The following is a 17,532-nucleotide window of genomic DNA, read 5'->3' on the forward strand; positions in this document are numbered from 1 at the left end:
AAAGTACTTTATTACTTAAGAGCTAGAAGAAATAAGGCCATATCAAGTAAAACTTCATATGGCCTCAAATTTTGTGCTCTAGTAAAAATTCAGAATAATCTCTACCTTGCGGTTTAGCTTTTATATTTTTGCATCACTAAAGTGGCATTAGTTCCGCCAAAGCCAAAGCTATTTGACATTACTAAGTTCAACTCAGCATCACGTTTTTGAGTAACAATATCTAAACCTTGTGCTTGTTCATCTAAGTTATCAACGTTAATTGATGGAGCAACAAAGCTATTTTCCATCATTAAAATAGAATAAATAGCTTCATGTACACCTGCAGCACCCAAAGCGTGACCTGTCATCGCTTTCGTAGCACTGATAGCCGGTGATTTTTCACCGAAAAGCTCTTGAATTGCGCCAAGCTCTTTAACATCACCTACAGGTGTTGATGTACCATGAGTATTTAAATAATCAATTTCGCCTTCTACACCTTGCATAGCTTGTTGCATACAACGAACAGCACCTTCACCACTTGGCGCTACCATGTCATAACCATCAGAGGTTGCGCCATAGCCAACTATTTCAGCGTAAATATGCGCGCCACGAGCAAGTGCATGCTCTAGTTCTTCAACAACAACCATACCGCCGCCACCAGAAATAACAAAACCATCACGATCTGCATCATAAGTACGTGATGCTTGCTCAGGTGTGTCATTACGACCAGCAGATAAAGCGCCCATGCCATCAAACATCATTGCGAGAGACCAATCTACTTCTTCACCACCACCGGCAAAGACAACATCTTGTTTTCCTAGTTGAATCAACTCCATCGCATGACCAATACAGTGTGCACTGGTTGCACATGCAGAGCTTATTGAATAGTTAACGCCTTTAATTTTAAAAGGAGTCGCTAAACATGCTGACACAGTACTCGACATCGTTTTTGGTACCGCATAAGGACCAACACGACGAATACCACGATTACGTAAGGTATCGCTAGAGGAAACTATATTGGCAGATGATGCACCGCCAGAGCCTGCAACTATGCCCGTTCTAACATCCGATACTTGCTCTTCAGTTAATTTGGCATCGTTAATAGCTTGATCCATCGCTATGTATGCATAACCTGCAGCATCACCCATAAAACGGAGTGCTTTACGATCAATATGATCTTTTATATCAAGGTCTGGAACCCCCCAAACATTACTTTTTAATCCTTGTTCAGCAAAGCTTTCTGAGTGAGTTATTCCTGACTTACCTGACTTTAACGAAGCTAAAACTTCTTCTGCATTGTTACCAATGCTTGAGACTATACCGATACCGGTAATCACTACACGTTTCATTTAAATAACCGTTATTTTAGTAAAAATTGAATATAAGAATTTTAAAAATCGGGGCATTATACAGCTATTGTGCCCACTAACTGGTATTACAAGTTAACATAAGGTCAACAACCAGCGTACACATGTACACTATATTAAGTTATTGCAAAAATAATATCTACGCTCATTTAGTGAATAACACTGACCTTAATCAAAAACTATCGTAAAATAATACCATATTCGTAAACTAATTCATTAACTGGCTATATTCTTGACTCATACAACGCATACCCCACCTAGCCTTAGTTTTCAAAAAGATGGCTCTCCTTATTCAAAAGAATTTAATGACATTTATTTTGATAGTGAATCTGGCGCTAAACAAAGCGAAGAAATTTTCATACAAGGCAATAGGATACAGTCAAGAATATTAGCAAGCCAAGAGACCATTACCATCGCTGAAACCGGTTTTGGTACCGGCTTAAATTTTCTATTGACCTTACAGGTGTACCATAATTTACTGAGTGAAAATCCACAAAAAAAACTGCCTAAAATACATTTTATTAGTATTGAAAAATATCCCTTAACAAAGTCACAACTTACTACTTCACTTAACGCTTTGCCTGAATTTAATGAGTTTACTCAGTTATTATTAGCTCAATACCCTGAAGGAGACGAAATTCATCATGATGAAAGTGAAATATCCGCAACTTTCTTTGGTGAACAAATATCCCTAAGTTTGATTATCAGTGATGCCGCGCAAGGTTTAGCCAAAATAAAAACAGCTAGAAACGGTTTAGTTGATGCTTGGTATTTAGATGGCTTTGCTCCGGCTAAAAATCCAGAGATGTGGAGTGAAGAATTATTTACTCAAATAGGTCGTTTGAGTAAACAGCAGGCTAGCTTAGCAACTTTTACGGTGGCGGGCTTTGTTAAAAGGCATTTACAACGCGTAGGCTTTAGAACACATAAAAAAGTCTACTCAGGTAATAAACAGGAAATTATGATTGGTGTGTTTCAACAAGACCCTAACTCCACTAAAGGTTACCAACTTCGTAAAAGGATAACTAAACCTCAGCATGTCAGTATTATTGGTGGCGGTATTGCTTCTGCATGTGCTGCACTAGCACTGACCAAACAAGGCATTAAAGTCACCCTATATTCTAAAGATGCAAGCCTTGCTCAAGGGGCTTCAAGTAATGCCATTGGCGCACTTTATCCATTACTACATCAGCAAAAAGATGATATCAGTTTATTTTATCAACAAGCCTTTTGGCGTGCTAAGTCATTATACAATCAAGTGCTTGATGAGGGCTTTAGCTTTCCTCATCAATGGTGTGGTTTACTTGAAGTATCCTATAAAGAATCATTAGTTAACAGGCAGAATAAATTTACTCAACTCGGTACCTGGCCAGAAGAATTAGTGCATAGCGTCAATGCGAAACAAGCAAGTGAGCTAGCGAACATCCCGCTTAATCATGGCGGCTTATATATGCCAAATGCCGGTTGGCTGGCACCAAGACAAGCGGTGCAGCAAATTATCAACTGTGCTAAAACAACAGGACGATTAAATATTCAGCACTATGTGAATATTAAAAAAATTACCCCTAAAATAAAGAATGAAATAACCAGCTGGCAATTAACCACCAACGAAGGTGACATTGACGCCGGTGTGTTAATTATTTGTGGTGGCGCTGAAATTATTGAGTTGAATTGGATCAATCAATTGCCCTTTAGCGCTGTGCAAGGCCAAGTAACTAGCATGAAAACCAATGAAAATATTAAAGGACTCTCAACCGTTATTTGTCACAAAGGTTATTTAACGCCAGAGCTTAATAACATACATTGTATCGGCGCAACATTTAACAAGCATAGTACGAGTACTGAAACCACAGATAAAGATGATGCCTTTAACCTTGAAATGCTCAATAAATGTTTGCCTGAGCAAGCTAAAGCATTTGGTTGGAATAAAGAGAGCATTTATAACAGTAAAGCTAGATCTCGTTGTATGACACCTGATCATATACCTATGGTAGGGGCGATGCCTGATATACAAAAGCACTTGGCAATGTACCCACATTTAGCGAAAGATAAAAACTGGAAGTATAAAGAAGCTGCCCCCGTCATTGATAACTTGTATGTGATGATGGGTTTTGGCGCGCGTGGCTTATGTTCAGCACCATTAGCGGCAGATATTCTAGCCGCCGATCTTTGCGGAACCCCCTACCCTTTAGATAACGATATGTTATTTAACTTAAGTCCGAATCGATTTGTCATTAGAGACATGATTAAACGAAAGGTATAGTTTTTATAAAGTTATATTGAATGCGTTACAAAACAATTGTTCCCTCTAGGATTTCATGTTATTAATCAGACCTAATCCATTAACTCCTCACCTTATGCGTTATATTTATTTATTTTTACTTTTAATAATCATCAGCGGCTGTTCTAGCAAAATAACCTCATTAAAAGCAGATAAGGATCAAATGGTAGAAATTAATAAAGGATACTTGTTAATTGGTGTTGAAACTAATCGTAATCTAAAAGGGATTCAAATTTCTGGCAAAAAAAATATTGAATTAACATATAAAGATTTAAGGAAAGGAACAAATTATATTTTAATCGATTTACCAGCTGGGAAATATACTGTTAAAAAAGTTTTGTTGAACAATTACTGGCGTTTCGAAATGGGTGATGATGAATTATGGAGCTTTTCAATAGAATCCAAAAAGATCAATTATGTTGGGCATATAGAGTTAGCCTCATCTGGATACTGGAATGTGTCTACTTATGCTGAATTGATCAACAATTCTTCTCTGGCATTAGAGTTTATGGAGAGAGACTTTCCGAATATTTTAGCTAAACGCACTATGAAATATAGTGGCCCCGGAAATGATAACTTCTTTGACTTCATCAGCAATAAAAGTGATAAGAAATGAAAATCATATCTATAGATAAGTTACTAAAAACATTCCTAATTATTATTACTTTAAATCAAGTTTCATTTGCTCAAATCATACCAAGCAAAAAACTATTTACCGAACCAACATACGAAATGGCTAAGCTGTCACCTAATGGTAAGTATTTAACAATAAAAGAAAAATGCAAAAAAAGTCAGTGCCTTATTTTGGTTGACCTGATAACTCTTGAAAAAAATAATCTAGGTATTTTCTCTAAAAACACATATTTAGAAGAATATTATTGGCTTAATGATTCACAATTATATTTAATCGTTGGTAGTAAAATTGAGAACAAAAACAGTGAGTTTATTTACGATGTTGATTTCAGTTTTAATGACAATGAAAGCAATGCTTATAAAAGAATTAGAAAGATAGGAACGTTAGTTAGTACATTACCAAACGATAGTTCACATTTACTTTATCACGCACAAGGAACAAAAACATCAACTAAAAACTTACTATATAAAGTGTTAATTGACGATCTTAAAAATAATGATTTAACTAATGCTGAGTTAATTGATAAAACAAATAATAATATTTTAACTTACATCTACGACAATGTATTTGAACGATTAATAACCACAGAAGTTAATTTAACCACAAGTGAAATATTATTTAAATGGCGTGCGATGAAGTCTGATATATGGCAACCATTAATGACTCTAAAAGTAGAAGATTACCAATTTATACCTGCGGGTTTCATTTCATCAACTAAACTGGCTATTTTAACTAATAAATTTTCAGATAAAGTAGCTTTATATGAATTTGATATCCCAAGCCAAACAATGGGGAAATTATTGTTTGAACATGATAAATACGACTTAACTGATGCTGAGTTTGATAATAATGGTCAGTTAATATCCGTTCATTATTATCAACATGGTAGGTATATAAAGAAATACTTTAATGAAAGTAACAGTTTGTTTAAACAACAACTGTCAAAAAGTCTAGAAGGCAGAAGCGTTTTTATAATTGATTCTAGCAAAACACAAAAGCAACTATTGTTATTTTCGGTTTCTTCAGATTCACCAGGCGAGTATCTATTATATAGTGCCGATGAAAAAGTAATTAAAAAGCTTTATTCTACTTACCCTGATCTAGATGAATATAGCTTTGCTAAAACAGAATACTTAACAATTACTAGTTTTGATAATGTTGAGTTAGAAGCATTCTTAACTAAACCTGTTTTAAATGGCCATAATACCCTGCTAGTTATGCCTCATGGAGGGCCGATTGGTATTCAAGAAACTAGCTACTTCAATCCTACTATTCAATTTTTAGTCAACAGAGGTTTCTCAATATTACAAGTTAATTTCAGAGGTTCCTCAGGGTTTGGGCGAAAATTTTTAGAAAAGGGAGTGGGACAATTCGGAAAAATTATTGAGGAAGATATAAGTGCAGCCGTATCAGCAGTTACTAAAAAACATAGCTATAGCCATGTATGCTCTATAGGTAGCAGCTATGGTGGTTACTCTGCTGCAATGTTAGCCATTAAACACCCTAAAATTTATGAATGCGTTATTGCATCATACGGTGTATATGACCTACCTTTGTTATTTAATACTAGTAATTATCGGTCAGGTACTGCATATCAAGATGAAATAGCCAAAGTTGTCGGAGAGTTTGATGATAGTCATATTTTATCATCTCCCGTTTATTTAGCCGAAAATTTAACAGCACCAATATTATTAATAGCAGGAAAAAAAGATGAAATATCAGGGTTTGAACAAAGTAACAGATTCAAATACGTGCTCAAAAAGCATGAAAAAGATATTGAAACCATTTTTTACAACGATATAGGTCATGGTCATACCTCCTGGTGGGGTGAACGTCATGAATCAGCATCCATAGTAGACTTTATCTATCAAAAACTTTCGTTAGAACATACAGATGCAAGCAACCTTTCAGAAAAAGATAAACAAGCGATCGCGGATGATTATATGCTGATTGCTGATGCATTTAACTTTTCATATAAAATTAATGAAAACCAAATTAAAGCTTTCGACTATTACAAAGTTTCAGCAACATACCAAGATAAAAGAGCACTCTTTAATATAGGCAGTTATTATCACACCGGCGAAATTGTTAATTTTAATTTCAAAGAAGCACTCAACCATTACCAACGTAGTGCACTTTTAAACTATGAAGGTGCCCATAGAAGATTAGGTAGGCTTTATATGGAGGGAGGACTAGTAAAGCAAGACTTTGATAAAGCTTATAAACACTTATCTAAAGCTTTCGAGCTTGAAAACTCAGCATTAAATTACTTAAGATTAGGCAGGTTCTACTGTGTGGCTAGTAAAGAGTTAAGAAACATTGAAAAATGTTTAGAACACTTCTCACTGAAAAAACTTAATAATTACCCTAATCAGAATACAGATCAGCCCTATAAAGTACGCAAAAATGAATTAGCTAAAGCTCTATTAGATAATAACTTACCCAAAACTGATTTTATAAAGCTACAAAGTCTCATAGTCAATTCTTTTAAGCTAACTCATATTGATGTTGAATTAGAAGTTGAACGATCTGGTAGTTTTAAACATAAAGCTAAAGAAAATTATAATGGTTTAAGTAGTTATGAACAAATTAGTGATAGTGGATACGTCTATAATATACCAGATAAAAATATTTCTTTTGGATTGTATTTTAATACTGATTTAGAAGGCTTTGATAGTAAAAGAGATAAAACTGCAGTATTGGCTAGATGGACGAAAGTAGGAAACAATGGCGAGAAGCAAGTTACTGATAATCACTTTTTATGGGGAAATACCTATGCAGAATGGTCAACAATACAACATTTAAATAATCAAACATCTAGTTATACTTATATTTTGGATGTGTATGATCTCAATAAAAACAAACTATACAATCGAACGTTTTATATAAATAAACCTACAGGTTAAAATACATTTGTATATTAGACCAAAAATTTTGCACCACTTGTTGATCTTGTGGGTTAAGCTCTGACTTACTTTGCTTTAGCTTATCGGAAACCAGTTCAACTAATGTCTCAGAAATAATTTGCTGCTCATCACCAAACTCCGTCGCCGATAATGATATAAAGCCACGTAAATAACCGCTAGCAAATAGAGTATCGCTATCAACATCATGGTCGAATAGCTCATCTAAGTATTGATATAAATCGGCAACGGTATTCAACGTGGTTGTACTTTCTGGAAGCATGCTGTTCTCTTTTTATGAAATATTTTAAATAATAAATTTTCTATGGTACTCAAGTGTTATTCTGGACTCGCTACAGGGTATAAAACTTGATCTTTATAGCCTGTCACTACAGGCATAAAACCTGATAATTGCTGATCTAACTCCGCATCGCCGGTATCGCTAATTAAAGGGCGGCTTGCTAACGCGGTTAATTTGGCTTTAGTGGCAATAATACTAATATTGTCTTTTGAGCCAGGCTGCGAAAGAATATATCGAATAACACGTGGGCTAAGTTGCTGATTACCACGACCAAAGATATGCCCTTGACCGCCAATTAATGTTATCACTAAATGCACTATGCGCTTAGTCTGTTTAGCACCACAAATTTGTTGCCATAATAATTGCTCACTAACGTCATTAGCAACCAATGCTTCCTCTTGAACCAAGTCTACGCCAAGCAAGGTATTTTCTAAGGCCAACTCTGCCATTAAAAAGGCGGTCGTCGAGCCTGAGCCAACAATAAACAAATGCTCATCATGTTCACGCATTTTATCAATAATATCTTCAGCGATATCTTGTAACACTAATTCATCAGACTCTTTTCCGCCTGATTTTACTGCTTGTACATACCTAAGCTCACTGGGGATCTGCATTTCACCATAACGTTTCGCTTTAACCACACCTTGGCGAAACAATGATTCATCAATATCCATGACATCACCTTCGGTTAAAGTGACCAGCTGCTTAGTGACCATTTTCTCGACAACGCGACCAGCGGCAGTTGGTGTGATGGCGTATACGCCAGAATGTATTTTACATCCTGCAGGAATACCTAATACTGGTGTTGGAGTACTAGCATGCCTTTCAGCGTAGCATTCAGCCGCATGGGCAATGTTGCGAGCCGTGCCATCACCGCCAGCAAATAATAGAATATCAACACCTTGATTGAGTAAAGCCGTTACAGCCTGCTCGGTATCGGTTGATTGACTTGGCTGATTTTGCGCTTGATAACTAACACAGAGATTAAAGCCAAGCGAACGTGCACACGCCTCCCCCATTTCACCATCAACAGTATAAATACAGATCTTATCTTTGTAAGGAAGTAATATCTTTAAGGCGGTTTGTGCTCGCGTATTCGCCTTGGGCTCTGCGCCTAATGCCAAGGCATGCATGGCCATATCATCACTGCCTTTTAAAGCAACACTACCACCAATGCCTGCAATGGGATTAATAATCAAACCAAGTTTAAACATGCGACTCTTCTATTTCAGATAAATTATCACAGTTAAATTGCTCAAGCGTTAACGGTAAAGATGTTTGATAAAATTGCGCCAATGCTTCAATCAATTGCTTGGCTCGATTCGGAAAGCCTTGTTTTAAGAAAACTTGTACCTGCTGATATACCTTCTCTTTAAAGCCCGCCGTATCAGCTTGAAAACCATTTAAATTATCAGAAGATACATGGAATTTTTTCTGTGCGGCGACATTAAATGCCCACTCGATTGCTTGCGGAATAATTTCAACCTGTTCAAAAGATTTTTGTTGCTGCTCATCCCTACCATCGGGAACATACCAGTAACCAAAATCTTCAAGTAATCGTCTCGCTTCACCCGCATGACACCAGTGAGATATTTCATGTAGAGCACTGGAGTAATAACCATGAGCAAAAATGATTTGATGAAAAGCACAGTTTTCATTGGCCGGTAAGTATATAGGCTCATCTGCCCCTTTCACTAAACGGGTATTAAACTGTTTAGTGAAGGTATCATTAAAAATAGTGATCAAATCTTGAATGTTATGCTGCATACAACCAAAAAAACTAGGCATTAAAAATTTTCGTTATTGTAACGAAAAAAGGTGCCTGTTTCACCATTACTGATGAGGAAACAGGCACCTTTTTAACTTTATACTACATAACCTGAGCTCGGCTTAATACATTTTTCTCTAGCAACTACTTTTACTAAGTTATTAAGTGCTATCCCTGCACTTAACCGCTACGCGGCTAGCTAAAGCTATTCAAAAGTTATCCATTAACTTTTGTCTGCGTTAAATTGTCTTGCAATAGACTCGCTATTGACGCGAAATTTGCTTTGAATTAAGTAAAACTATCAAGCTATAAATTTATTGCAAATAATTTTCACACTATTTCAATAAGTTAAATATCTCTTAAACCGAGTTCAGGTTACTTATGATGTTAATTAAGAAACTTAGACGTCATCTTCAATATTTTCTTTACCTTGAGTACGTTCAATACTGTCAAGTTTATGGTGAATAGCTGATTTAATCATCATATAGCCACTTATTGGCGCAGTAAGTAATAAAAACAAAGAAATAAGGATCTCTTTAATACTCAGCCCCGCTTGCGTGCTACTAAACAGTACCATGGCAGCGGTAAGCAAAGCTGCCATACCTAAGGTGGTCGCTTTAGTCGGGCCATGCAAGCGCATAAAAAAATCGGGCATTTTCACCAAGCCAATAGAGCCAACAAGGATAAAAAAACCACCAATTAATAATAATATTGAAATAATCCATTCAGTCATAATCTTGCCCTCCTATTCGATAATATCGCCACGTAATAGGTATTTGCATACCGCTACGGTGCTAACAAAGCCAAGCATAGCGATTAACAACGCTGCTTCAAAATACAAGGTAGTGCCTAAACTCATACCATACAAAATAATCAAAGCGATACTGTTGATATACATGGTATCAAGCGCCAATATCCTATCAGGTGTAGACGGGCCAATTAATAAGCGCCATACATTTAAAAGTAACGACACGCCTATCATGGCAAAAACAATTAATATTACCGTTGCTAGCATTGAAATATCTCCTTTAAAGGTGCTTCATAACGTGTCTTAATGGTCTCAATTAAGGCGTCTTCATCCTCAAGATTAAGGACATGTATGAGCAAAAAACGCTTTTTAGGCTCTTCCCCTTCAGCCAAGGACTCTTCCCATGGATAAACTTCAGCACTTACGGTTCCCGGCGTTAACGACACAGTACTTGCCAAAATAGTAATTGGCATATTTTCGGTTAAATCTAGTGGTACTTTAACAAAACCTGGAGTGAGCTTTTTAGTTGGTCCTAAAATTAATATGGCCACCTGAATATTGGCGGTAATAATGTCATATAACACCAATAAAAGCTGCTTAACTGCCAAGCCCGGCTTTACAATGAGCGGCTGTTTTTCTCTAAATGGATTTGTCACTAAAGGAATAGCGACTGCTAAAATTAACGCCAATAAAATATGTCCCGCTGATAAACTATTATTTAAGAATAGCCAAACCGCGAAAAGCAACAGGCTTAAAACAGGCGCAGGTAACCACTTAAATTTTGCTTCTAAGCGCATTATTTTCCTCCCATAAGAATAAGGTTAATATTATTGCTGACATCATGTAACTGAGTCGCAGCCCCAAGTGCATATTCACTTAAAGGCCCGGCAAATATACTCAACAATGGCGCACATGCTGTTAGCATAACTAATGCGGCTAATTGTGCAGGGTGAACTCGTGTTTGCTCAGCATTATCTATCGCTTCGCCTTCTTGATGCCAAAATACCGTACTTCCGGCTTTGGCAACACTCACTAATATCGCGAGACTTGCTAAAATATAGAGTGGCCAAAAGACCATGGTATATTCTAAGTTTATCGTCGCTTCAAGTAACCAAATCTTGGCAATAAAACCCGACAGTGGTGGCATGCCTATTACAGCGATACTCGCAATTAAAAAGCAAACACCTAAAAGCCTTGGTTGTAACATAGGTGATCCGACGCTGATGCGATCAGCTGCCTTACCTCGTTGAGCACCAATAAGCCCTGCTAAAAGAAATAGAGCGGCAGTAACCAAGGTTGAGTGCACTAAATAATATATTGCAGCAGCACTCGCCTCGACAGTTTGCACTGCTACTAACGCCACTAAGGTACCAACAGAAACAATCACTAAATTGGCGGTCAGTTTTCTTAAATCTTTACTCGCTAAAACACCAATAGCACCCATAGCAATAGTCGCTATTGCTAACCACCATAACCAGTTTTGTGCGATATGACTTAGCTCGCCAGCTTGCTCGCCAAAAATTAAGGTATAAACGCGCATCATTGAATACACGCCTACTTTAGTCATAATGGCAAAAAGAGCCACAACAGCAGGGACAGCACTGGCATACGTATTTGGCAGCCATAAATGCAAAGGTAATAAAGCCCCTTTTAGTGCAAAAACCACCAGTAATAACATGCCGCCAATTTTTGCCAAGTAAACATCATCACCTTGCAATAGCGCAACTTTTTGCGCCATGTCAGCCATATTCAGCGTACCTAACACACCGTATAAAATCCCTAAAGCAATTAAGAAAATCGCTGAGCCAACTAGGTTCATGATCACATAATGCAGCGCTGCACGGGTATTTTTCTTATCGCCGCCATGCATAAGTAAAGAATATGAAGCGATTAATAATACTTCGAAAAAGACAAATAAATTAAAAGCATCACCTGTTAAAAAAGCGCCATTAACTCCCAACACTAAAAAGTGAATAAGCGGATGGAAAAAGCTGCCTTTTTCATCATCACCGGAACTGGCGTATAATGCACACATAACGCCAAGAAAGGTCGTTAAGCAAACCAATAAAGTTGATAAGGGATCCGCTACTAGGCTGATACCAAAAGGCGCACTCCAATCTCCAATGGCATAAACTTGCGTGCCACTGGCTTGCACTTTTAACAATAAAGCTAGTGAAGCTAAAAAAGTAAAAATACTCAGTAATACTGAAGTGACTCTTCTTTGAGTTTTAGTTTTACCAAAGAGAGACGTTAATAAAATAACACCCGCAAACATAGGTAATAAAACCGGGAAAAAGGCTAAATGTTGCATCATGGGGTCACCTGCTTATCTTGACTATCAGTTTTGCTATCATTAGCCTCTACAGGTTGACCATCAACATGATCATTACCTAAGTCAACACGAGCTCTAATGGCTAAAATAACCACAAACGCCGTCATGGCAAAACCAATTACAATAGCGGTAAGTACTAGCGCTTGCGGTAAAGGATCGGCATAGTCAGTACTAAAGCCAAGTACTGCAGCTTTATTAAGGCTTAAACGTCCGGCAGAAAATAGAAATAAATTAACCGCGTACGAAAACATAGTGAGCCCAAGAACGACAGGAAATGTTCTTGCTCTTAGGATTAAAAACACGCCACACGCGACTAAGACCCCAACACAGGATGCATAAAGTAATTCCATTAACTATTCACCTCTTTTTTAGACTCATCAGCCGTTAATTGGCCAAGACTTGCCAAAATCATTAACGTTGAGCCAACAACCGTTATATAAACACCCACATCAAACACTAAGGCACTGGCAAGTTCAATCTCGCCAATAAGAGGGATATAAAAATATTCAAACCAAGTTGTCATGAAAGGTCTACCAAAGAACCAACTACCAACACCGGTAAATAACGCGATAGCCACACCAGCAGCAATAATCTTGCGATAATTTATCGTGATCCGCTCAGCAATCCAATGTGAACCATGCGCTATATATTGCAAAATAAAGGCAACCGCGGTCACTAAACCAGCGATAAATCCGCCACCAGGTAAGTTATGTCCACGTAAGAAAATATAAAATGAAACCAATAACGCTAACGGCAATAGTGATTGAGAAATACTCGCTAACAACATAGGGTAGCGCTCTTTCGCCCAAGGCCGCCCTTCACTATCACGACTAGGAATTAATAGCGGTAAATTAGCTAATAATTTATAAATACCTAATGCTGCAATACCCAGCACACAAATCTCACCTAAAGTATCAAAGCCGCGAAAATCCACCAAAATGACATTAACCACATTGGTACCACCACCGCCTGTTTTTGCGTTAGCTAAGAAAAAATCAGAAATAGAATCAAGTGGTCGTGTCACTAAAGCATAACAAATACTCGCGACTACAATACCTAAACCCGTTGATATACCAATATCTCGCAATACTCGCATAGAGCTCGACTCTCTTGGTGAGCGCTGCGGTAAAAAGAATAACGCTAACATAAGTAAAATGACCGTAACTACTTCTACTGTCAGCTGTGTTAAGGCTAAATCTGGTGCTGAGAAGCGGGTAAAAGCAATGGACACCATCAAACCAACAACAGATAACATCAACAATGAAATAACACGTGAGTGATACCAGATAACCGTGCTTAACGCACCTATCATTAATAGTGCTGCTCCCATAGCATTATGCACATCAATAGGTGTTAGCTCTTTATCACCGCCTAAATGGCTCATTTCAAATAATGGCCAAGCAGCAAAAAATAACACGATGACAAGCATTAGCATTACATAGCGCTGTAAAGAACCATTTTCTATTGCGTTTATTTTATCTTGAGACCACTTAGTTACTGCAGAGAGTATTTCATCGAAAGCTTCTTTAGCATTTAAAGACGGTAATGAAGCTTGAAATTGAAATAAGTGATGACGCTGAGTATAAAGTAATAACCCACCACCTACTGCAATAGCACTCATCAATAATGGTAAATTAAAGCCATGCCATAGCGCCACTTTAAATTCAGGAACGAAGCCCCCTAATACCGCCATAGATGCAGCACTTAAAATATCATTAACGATAAAGTTTGGAATAATCCCCACCATCAAACATAAAGCAACCAGTACTTCAATCGGCACCCGCATGTAACGCGGTGCCTCACTTGGCTGCTTGGGTAAATTAACTGGCTTACCATTAAAAAATACGTCATGAATAAAGCGCGCCGAATAAGCAACAGCAAATGCTCCTGCAATTGTGGCAAGAATAGGGATAAGCCAAGACATTGAACCAAGTAGTTGTTGGTGCAAGGTTTCGGCAAAAAACATTTCTTTAGATAAGAAACCATTAAGTAATGGCACACCCGCCATCGCCGCGGCCGCCACCATCGCCAAGGTGGCGGTATAAGGCATAAAGCGCCACATACCGTTGAGTTTACGCATATCACGAGTACCGGTTTCATGGTCAATAATACCGGTTGCCATAAATAACGAGGCTTTAAACGTTGCATGGTTAATTATATGAAAGATAGCCGCCACTGCCGCAAGCTTGGTATCTAAGCCAAATAATAAAGTAATTAAACCTAAATGACTGATGGTTGAATACGCTAATAAACCTTTTAAATCATGCTTAAATAACGCTACATAAGCGCCAAAAAGCAAGGTTGCTAAGCCAGTAAAGCTGACAATAAGGAACCAAATATCTGTCCCCGCTAACGCAGGATAAAAACGTGCTAGCAAAAAGACACCAGCCTTCACCATAGTTGCAGAGTGTAAATAAGCACTTACCGGCGTAGGAGCCGCCATGGCATGAGGTAGCCAAAAATGAAATGGAAATTGTGCTGACTTAGTAAAAGCACCCAGTAATATCAATATCAAGGTCACTTCATACCAAGCATGAGCATGAATAATATCTCGACTTGCTAAAATTACATCTAAATTATAACTACCAACAATATTTCCTAATAACAGCAAGCCTGCTAATAAAGCCAGACCACCAGCGCCCGTTATCGCTAACGCCATTTGTGCGCCTTGACGGGCTTCTGATTTATGCCACCAATAACTAATAAGTAAAAATGAACTTATGCTAGTTAGCTCCCAAAAGAACCACAGCTGAATAATATTATTAGACATTACAATACCAAGCATTGCCGTCATAAATAACATCAAATAAGCATAGAGCTTAGGCATGGAGTCTTTACTACTGAGATAGTATCTAGCGTAAAAAATAACTAAAATACCTATCACCAATATCATAAAAACAAACAATAACGCTAAGCCATCTAAGCGAAACGCTATATCGATACCCAGCAAAGGGATCCACGAAACAGTATCTCGAATAACTTCACCTGCAAGTACCGCAGGTGCTAAGTTAATGGTCATGATTAAAGCAACAAAAGGCATCAACAAAGTCAATCCTGTCGATTGATTTCGTGTTAATTTACCTGTCATTGAAGAAATTATACTGCCTAGTAAGGATATCAAGGGTATCCAAAGCAAAGTCATAGAGAAACCTTTTTAATTTTTCTAATTAGAAGTCATGATAACTATAGAGATGGTCATAATATGTCAAACCACCTAGTACTGGCAAACATTATCACTGTGAAAATTTGTAACGATTTTATCACGATATAAGACAATGTTTTTATCTAAACTCTAAAAATAATTCGGTTAAAATTATTATTTACGTTAAAAATTCAAATAAAATGGGAAATTAACTGGTTTATTTACCCGCATTAAGTGTAGTATTTATCTCAGTAAAGTATTAAGGAATTAATGAGATAAATATGAAGAAGTTAGACAGTATCGATTTACGTATATTAACTATTTTATATAACGATGCAGATATCACCAATAAAGAATTAGCCGCCAAAATAGGCATTGCGCCATCAACTTGTTTAGAACGAGTAAAACGTTTAAAACAAAATGGTGTCATCAAAGGTGCTTATATTGATGTTAATTTAAATACCATTGGAGGTAATATTGAAGCGATTGCCGCTATACGACTTCAACCTTATTCAGAGCAAATCGTGAATAAGTTCCGTGATGACTTATTACAATATCCTGAAATTTTAAACCTATACCATATGGGCGGAAGCTATGATTACTACATCCATATGTCGGTACAAGACAGCGAACATTTACGCCAGTTTGTCTTTAAAAACATTACCTCTCGCGATGAAGTAACCACAGTTGAAACATCACTTGTATTTGAACACAGTCGCAGCGGCGTACTACCAAACTTTCAATCAGACGATTAATTCAAATATTAACTAACCTGAACTCGGTTTAAGAAACATTTATTAAGCTGAACTTAGATTCACTAACAAAAAGCCACATAAAGAAAAATCTTTATGTGGCTTTTTAGTATTAATGTCAGCGTGAGTGACTAGCTTTTTAAGTCATCAAAGAACTTTTTCACACCATCGAAGAAGCCTGTTTCTTTAGGGCTATGCTTCTTACTGCTTTTACCCATTTTTTCTTCTAATTGACGTAATAAGTCAGCTTGATCACCTGATAAGTTAACTGGTGTTTCAAGTACCACTTTACACATTAAATCACCAGTAGAAGAGCTACGAACTGATTTAACACCTTTACCACGTAAACGGAACATTTTCCCGGTTTGTGTTTCTTTAGGTACTTTAAGTTTTACTTTGCCGCCTAAAGTAGGCACTTCAATTTCGCCACCTAATGCTGCAGTTACGAAGCTAATAGGTACTTCGCAGTACAAGTGGTTTTCATCACGAACAAAGATATCATGATCACGTACATTCACTTGTACGTATAAATCACCTGCAGGGGCGCCATGCTCTCCCGCTTCACCTTCACCTGATAATCGGATTCTATCACCCGTATCAACACCCGCTGGAATCTTAACAGACAAGGTTTTAGTTTTCTCAACTCGTCCTTGACCGCGACATGAAGTACAAGGGTCAGAAATAACCTTACCTTTACCGCTACAGGTTGGACACGTTTGTTGTACCGCAAATAAGCCTTGGCGCATCTGTACTTGGCCATGGCCATGACATGTACTACATGTTTTAGCTGAAGTGCCTTTTTTAGCACCTGAGCCGTCACATGGATCACAACTCACATAAGTAGGAACTTTTATTTCTAGGTTTTTACCTTTAACTGCATCTTCAAGGTTAAGCTCAACATTGTAACGAAGATCAGAGCCTCGTTGCTGACGTTGACGGCCACGACCACCGCCGCCACCACCAAAGATATCACCGAAGATATCGCCGAAATCTTGACCAAAACCACCGCCGCCGAAGCCACCGCCGCCACCACCGTGACCACCTTGTTCAAAGGCAGCATGACCATATTGATCATAAGCAGCGCGTTTTTGGTCGTCTTTTAAGACCTCATACGCTTCTTTAATTTCTTTAAAAGTTTCTTCTTTTGCTTTATCACCTTGAGTACGATCAGGATGAAACTTCATCGCTAACTTTTTATAGGCTTTTTTAATTTCTTTGTCTTCAGCGCTTTTAGAAACACCAAGAACTTCATAATAATCACGTTTTGACATAAATCTATTTCTTTACTTCAAGTTGAATGATACTGATTTTCTTAATTTCTGACT

The 17,532-nt window shown here is 37.5% G+C and carries 15 protein-coding genes; 4 read left to right on the forward strand and 11 right to left on the reverse strand.

What is annotated here, in order from left to right; translation table 11 throughout:
* Positions 1–113 precede the first annotated feature (113 nt).
* The gene (gene fabB, locus AC27IF_RS15540) at positions 114–1,328 is read right to left on the reverse strand and encodes a beta-ketoacyl-ACP synthase I (RefSeq protein WP_487055253.1); all 1,215 of its coding nucleotides are present in this window, start codon (positions 1,326–1,328) and stop codon (positions 114–116) included.
* Between the two features lie 250 nt (positions 1,329–1,578).
* Here fabB and mnmC point away from each other — a divergent pair, with 250 nt between their 5' ends.
* Genes mnmC through AC27IF_RS15555 form a run of 3 tightly spaced genes read left to right on the forward strand, consistent with a single transcriptional unit; the run spans position 1,579 to position 7,167 of the window.
* A complete protein-coding gene (gene mnmC, locus AC27IF_RS15545) occupies positions 1,579–3,609 on the forward strand; it encodes a bifunctional tRNA (5-methylaminomethyl-2-thiouridine)(34)-methyltransferase MnmC2/FAD-dependent 5-carboxymethylaminomethyl-2-thiouridine(34) oxidoreductase MnmC1 (RefSeq protein WP_487055254.1) in 2,031 nt (676 codons plus the stop codon).
* A 55-nt stretch (positions 3,610–3,664) separates the two neighbouring features.
* Positions 3,665–4,243, forward strand: a complete 579-nt coding sequence (locus tag AC27IF_RS15550) for a hypothetical protein (RefSeq protein ID WP_487055255.1) — start codon at positions 3,665–3,667, stop codon at positions 4,241–4,243.
* Positions 4,240–7,167, forward strand: coding sequence for a prolyl oligopeptidase family serine peptidase (locus tag AC27IF_RS15555; protein WP_487055256.1), 2,928 nt, complete (start codon positions 4,240–4,242; stop codon positions 7,165–7,167). Before AC27IF_RS15550 ends, AC27IF_RS15555 begins: the two co-directional genes overlap by 4 nt.
* Here AC27IF_RS15555 and AC27IF_RS15560 read toward each other — a convergent pair.
* From AC27IF_RS15560 to AC27IF_RS15600, 9 genes are all read right to left on the reverse strand, one after another.
* Positions 7,157–7,447 carry a YfcL family protein gene (locus AC27IF_RS15560; protein WP_487055257.1) on the reverse strand — a complete coding sequence of 97 codons (291 nt, stop codon included), beginning with the start codon at positions 7,445–7,447 and terminating at the stop codon, positions 7,157–7,159. The genes AC27IF_RS15555 and AC27IF_RS15560 overlap by 11 nt on opposite strands.
* Positions 7,448–7,503: 56 nt before the next feature.
* On the reverse strand, positions 7,504–8,679 hold the full coding sequence (locus AC27IF_RS15565) for an ATP-NAD kinase family protein (protein WP_487055258.1): 1,176 nt from the start codon (positions 8,677–8,679) through the stop codon (positions 7,504–7,506).
* Positions 8,672–9,253 carry an elongation factor P hydroxylase gene (locus AC27IF_RS15570; protein ID WP_487055259.1) on the reverse strand — a complete coding sequence of 194 codons (582 nt, stop codon included), beginning with the start codon at positions 9,251–9,253 and terminating at the stop codon, positions 8,672–8,674. The genes AC27IF_RS15565 and AC27IF_RS15570 overlap by 8 nt, the downstream gene beginning before the upstream one ends.
* Before the next feature lie 380 nt (positions 9,254–9,633).
* Positions 9,634–9,966 (reverse strand): Na+/H+ antiporter subunit G, encoded by a 333-nt coding sequence (locus AC27IF_RS15575; protein ID WP_487055260.1) that lies wholly within the window; start codon positions 9,964–9,966, stop codon positions 9,634–9,636.
* A gap of 12 nt (positions 9,967–9,978) precedes the next feature.
* Entirely contained in the window at positions 9,979–10,248 is a 270-nt protein-coding gene (locus AC27IF_RS15580) for a K+/H+ antiporter subunit F (RefSeq protein ID WP_487055261.1), read from the reverse strand.
* Entirely contained in the window at positions 10,242–10,778 is a 537-nt protein-coding gene (locus tag AC27IF_RS15585) for a Na+/H+ antiporter subunit E (protein ID WP_487055262.1), read from the reverse strand. The genes AC27IF_RS15580 and AC27IF_RS15585 overlap by 7 nt, the downstream gene beginning before the upstream one ends.
* The gene (locus AC27IF_RS15590) at positions 10,778–12,295 is read right to left on the reverse strand and encodes a monovalent cation/H+ antiporter subunit D (protein WP_487055263.1); all 1,518 of its coding nucleotides are present in this window, start codon (positions 12,293–12,295) and stop codon (positions 10,778–10,780) included. The genes AC27IF_RS15585 and AC27IF_RS15590 overlap by 1 nt, the downstream gene beginning before the upstream one ends.
* Positions 12,292–12,663 carry a Na+/H+ antiporter subunit C gene (locus AC27IF_RS15595; protein WP_487055264.1) on the reverse strand — a complete coding sequence of 124 codons (372 nt, stop codon included), beginning with the start codon at positions 12,661–12,663 and terminating at the stop codon, positions 12,292–12,294. Before AC27IF_RS15595 ends, AC27IF_RS15590 begins: the two co-directional genes overlap by 4 nt.
* Positions 12,663–15,455, reverse strand: a complete 2,793-nt coding sequence (locus tag AC27IF_RS15600; RefSeq protein ID WP_487055265.1) for a monovalent cation/H+ antiporter subunit A — start codon at positions 15,453–15,455, stop codon at positions 12,663–12,665. Before AC27IF_RS15600 ends, AC27IF_RS15595 begins: the two co-directional genes overlap by 1 nt.
* A 281-nt stretch (positions 15,456–15,736) precedes the next feature.
* On the opposite strand from AC27IF_RS15600, the gene AC27IF_RS15605 reads away from it, so the two are divergent.
* Positions 15,737–16,210 (forward strand): Lrp/AsnC family transcriptional regulator, encoded by a 474-nt coding sequence (locus tag AC27IF_RS15605; RefSeq protein WP_487055266.1) that lies wholly within the window; start codon positions 15,737–15,739, stop codon positions 16,208–16,210.
* 128 nt (positions 16,211–16,338) lie between these two features.
* Here the strand turns inward: AC27IF_RS15605 and dnaJ are convergent, their stop codons facing one another.
* Positions 16,339–17,478: a molecular chaperone DnaJ gene (gene dnaJ / locus AC27IF_RS15610; protein ID WP_487055267.1), complete on the reverse strand. Its 1,140-nt coding sequence runs from the start codon at positions 17,476–17,478 to the stop codon at positions 16,339–16,341.
* Between the last annotated feature and the right edge of the window lie 54 nt (positions 17,479–17,532).

This window comes from Colwellia sp. KS18-150 (assembly GCF_057551365.1).

What these genes read in the sequence shown, in the direction of transcription:
- fabB (WP_487055253.1), bottom strand. Translation starts at nt 1,328, where the DNA reads ATGAAACGTGTAGTGATTACCGGTATCGGTATAGTCTCAAGCATTGGT.
- AC27IF_RS15550 (WP_487055255.1), top strand. Translation starts at nt 3,665, where the DNA reads ATGTTATTAATCAGACCTAATCCATTAACTCCTCACCTTATGCGTTAT.
- AC27IF_RS15555 (WP_487055256.1), top strand. Translation starts at nt 4,240, where the DNA reads ATGAAAATCATATCTATAGATAAGTTACTAAAAACATTCCTAATTATT.
- AC27IF_RS15560 (WP_487055257.1), bottom strand. Translation starts at nt 7,447, where the DNA reads ATGCTTCCAGAAAGTACAACCACGTTGAATACCGTTGCCGATTTATAT.
- AC27IF_RS15565 (WP_487055258.1), bottom strand. Translation starts at nt 8,679, where the DNA reads ATGTTTAAACTTGGTTTGATTATTAATCCCATTGCAGGCATTGGTGGT.
- AC27IF_RS15570 (WP_487055259.1), bottom strand. Translation starts at nt 9,253, where the DNA reads ATGCCTAGTTTTTTTGGTTGTATGCAGCATAACATTCAAGATTTGATC.
- AC27IF_RS15575 (WP_487055260.1), bottom strand. Translation starts at nt 9,966, where the DNA reads ATGACTGAATGGATTATTTCAATATTATTATTAATTGGTGGTTTTTTT.
- AC27IF_RS15580 (WP_487055261.1), bottom strand. Translation starts at nt 10,248, where the DNA reads ATGCTAGCAACGGTAATATTAATTGTTTTTGCCATGATAGGCGTGTCG.
- AC27IF_RS15585 (WP_487055262.1), bottom strand. Translation starts at nt 10,778, where the DNA reads ATGCGCTTAGAAGCAAAATTTAAGTGGTTACCTGCGCCTGTTTTAAGC.
- AC27IF_RS15590 (WP_487055263.1), bottom strand. Translation starts at nt 12,295, where the DNA reads ATGATGCAACATTTAGCCTTTTTCCCGGTTTTATTACCTATGTTTGCG.
- AC27IF_RS15595 (WP_487055264.1), bottom strand. Translation starts at nt 12,663, where the DNA reads ATGGAATTACTTTATGCATCCTGTGTTGGGGTCTTAGTCGCGTGTGGC.
- AC27IF_RS15600 (WP_487055265.1), bottom strand. Translation starts at nt 15,455, where the DNA reads ATGACTTTGCTTTGGATACCCTTGATATCCTTACTAGGCAGTATAATT.
- AC27IF_RS15605 (WP_487055266.1), top strand. Translation starts at nt 15,737, where the DNA reads ATGAAGAAGTTAGACAGTATCGATTTACGTATATTAACTATTTTATAT.
- dnaJ (WP_487055267.1), bottom strand. Translation starts at nt 17,478, where the DNA reads ATGTCAAAACGTGATTATTATGAAGTTCTTGGTGTTTCTAAAAGCGCT.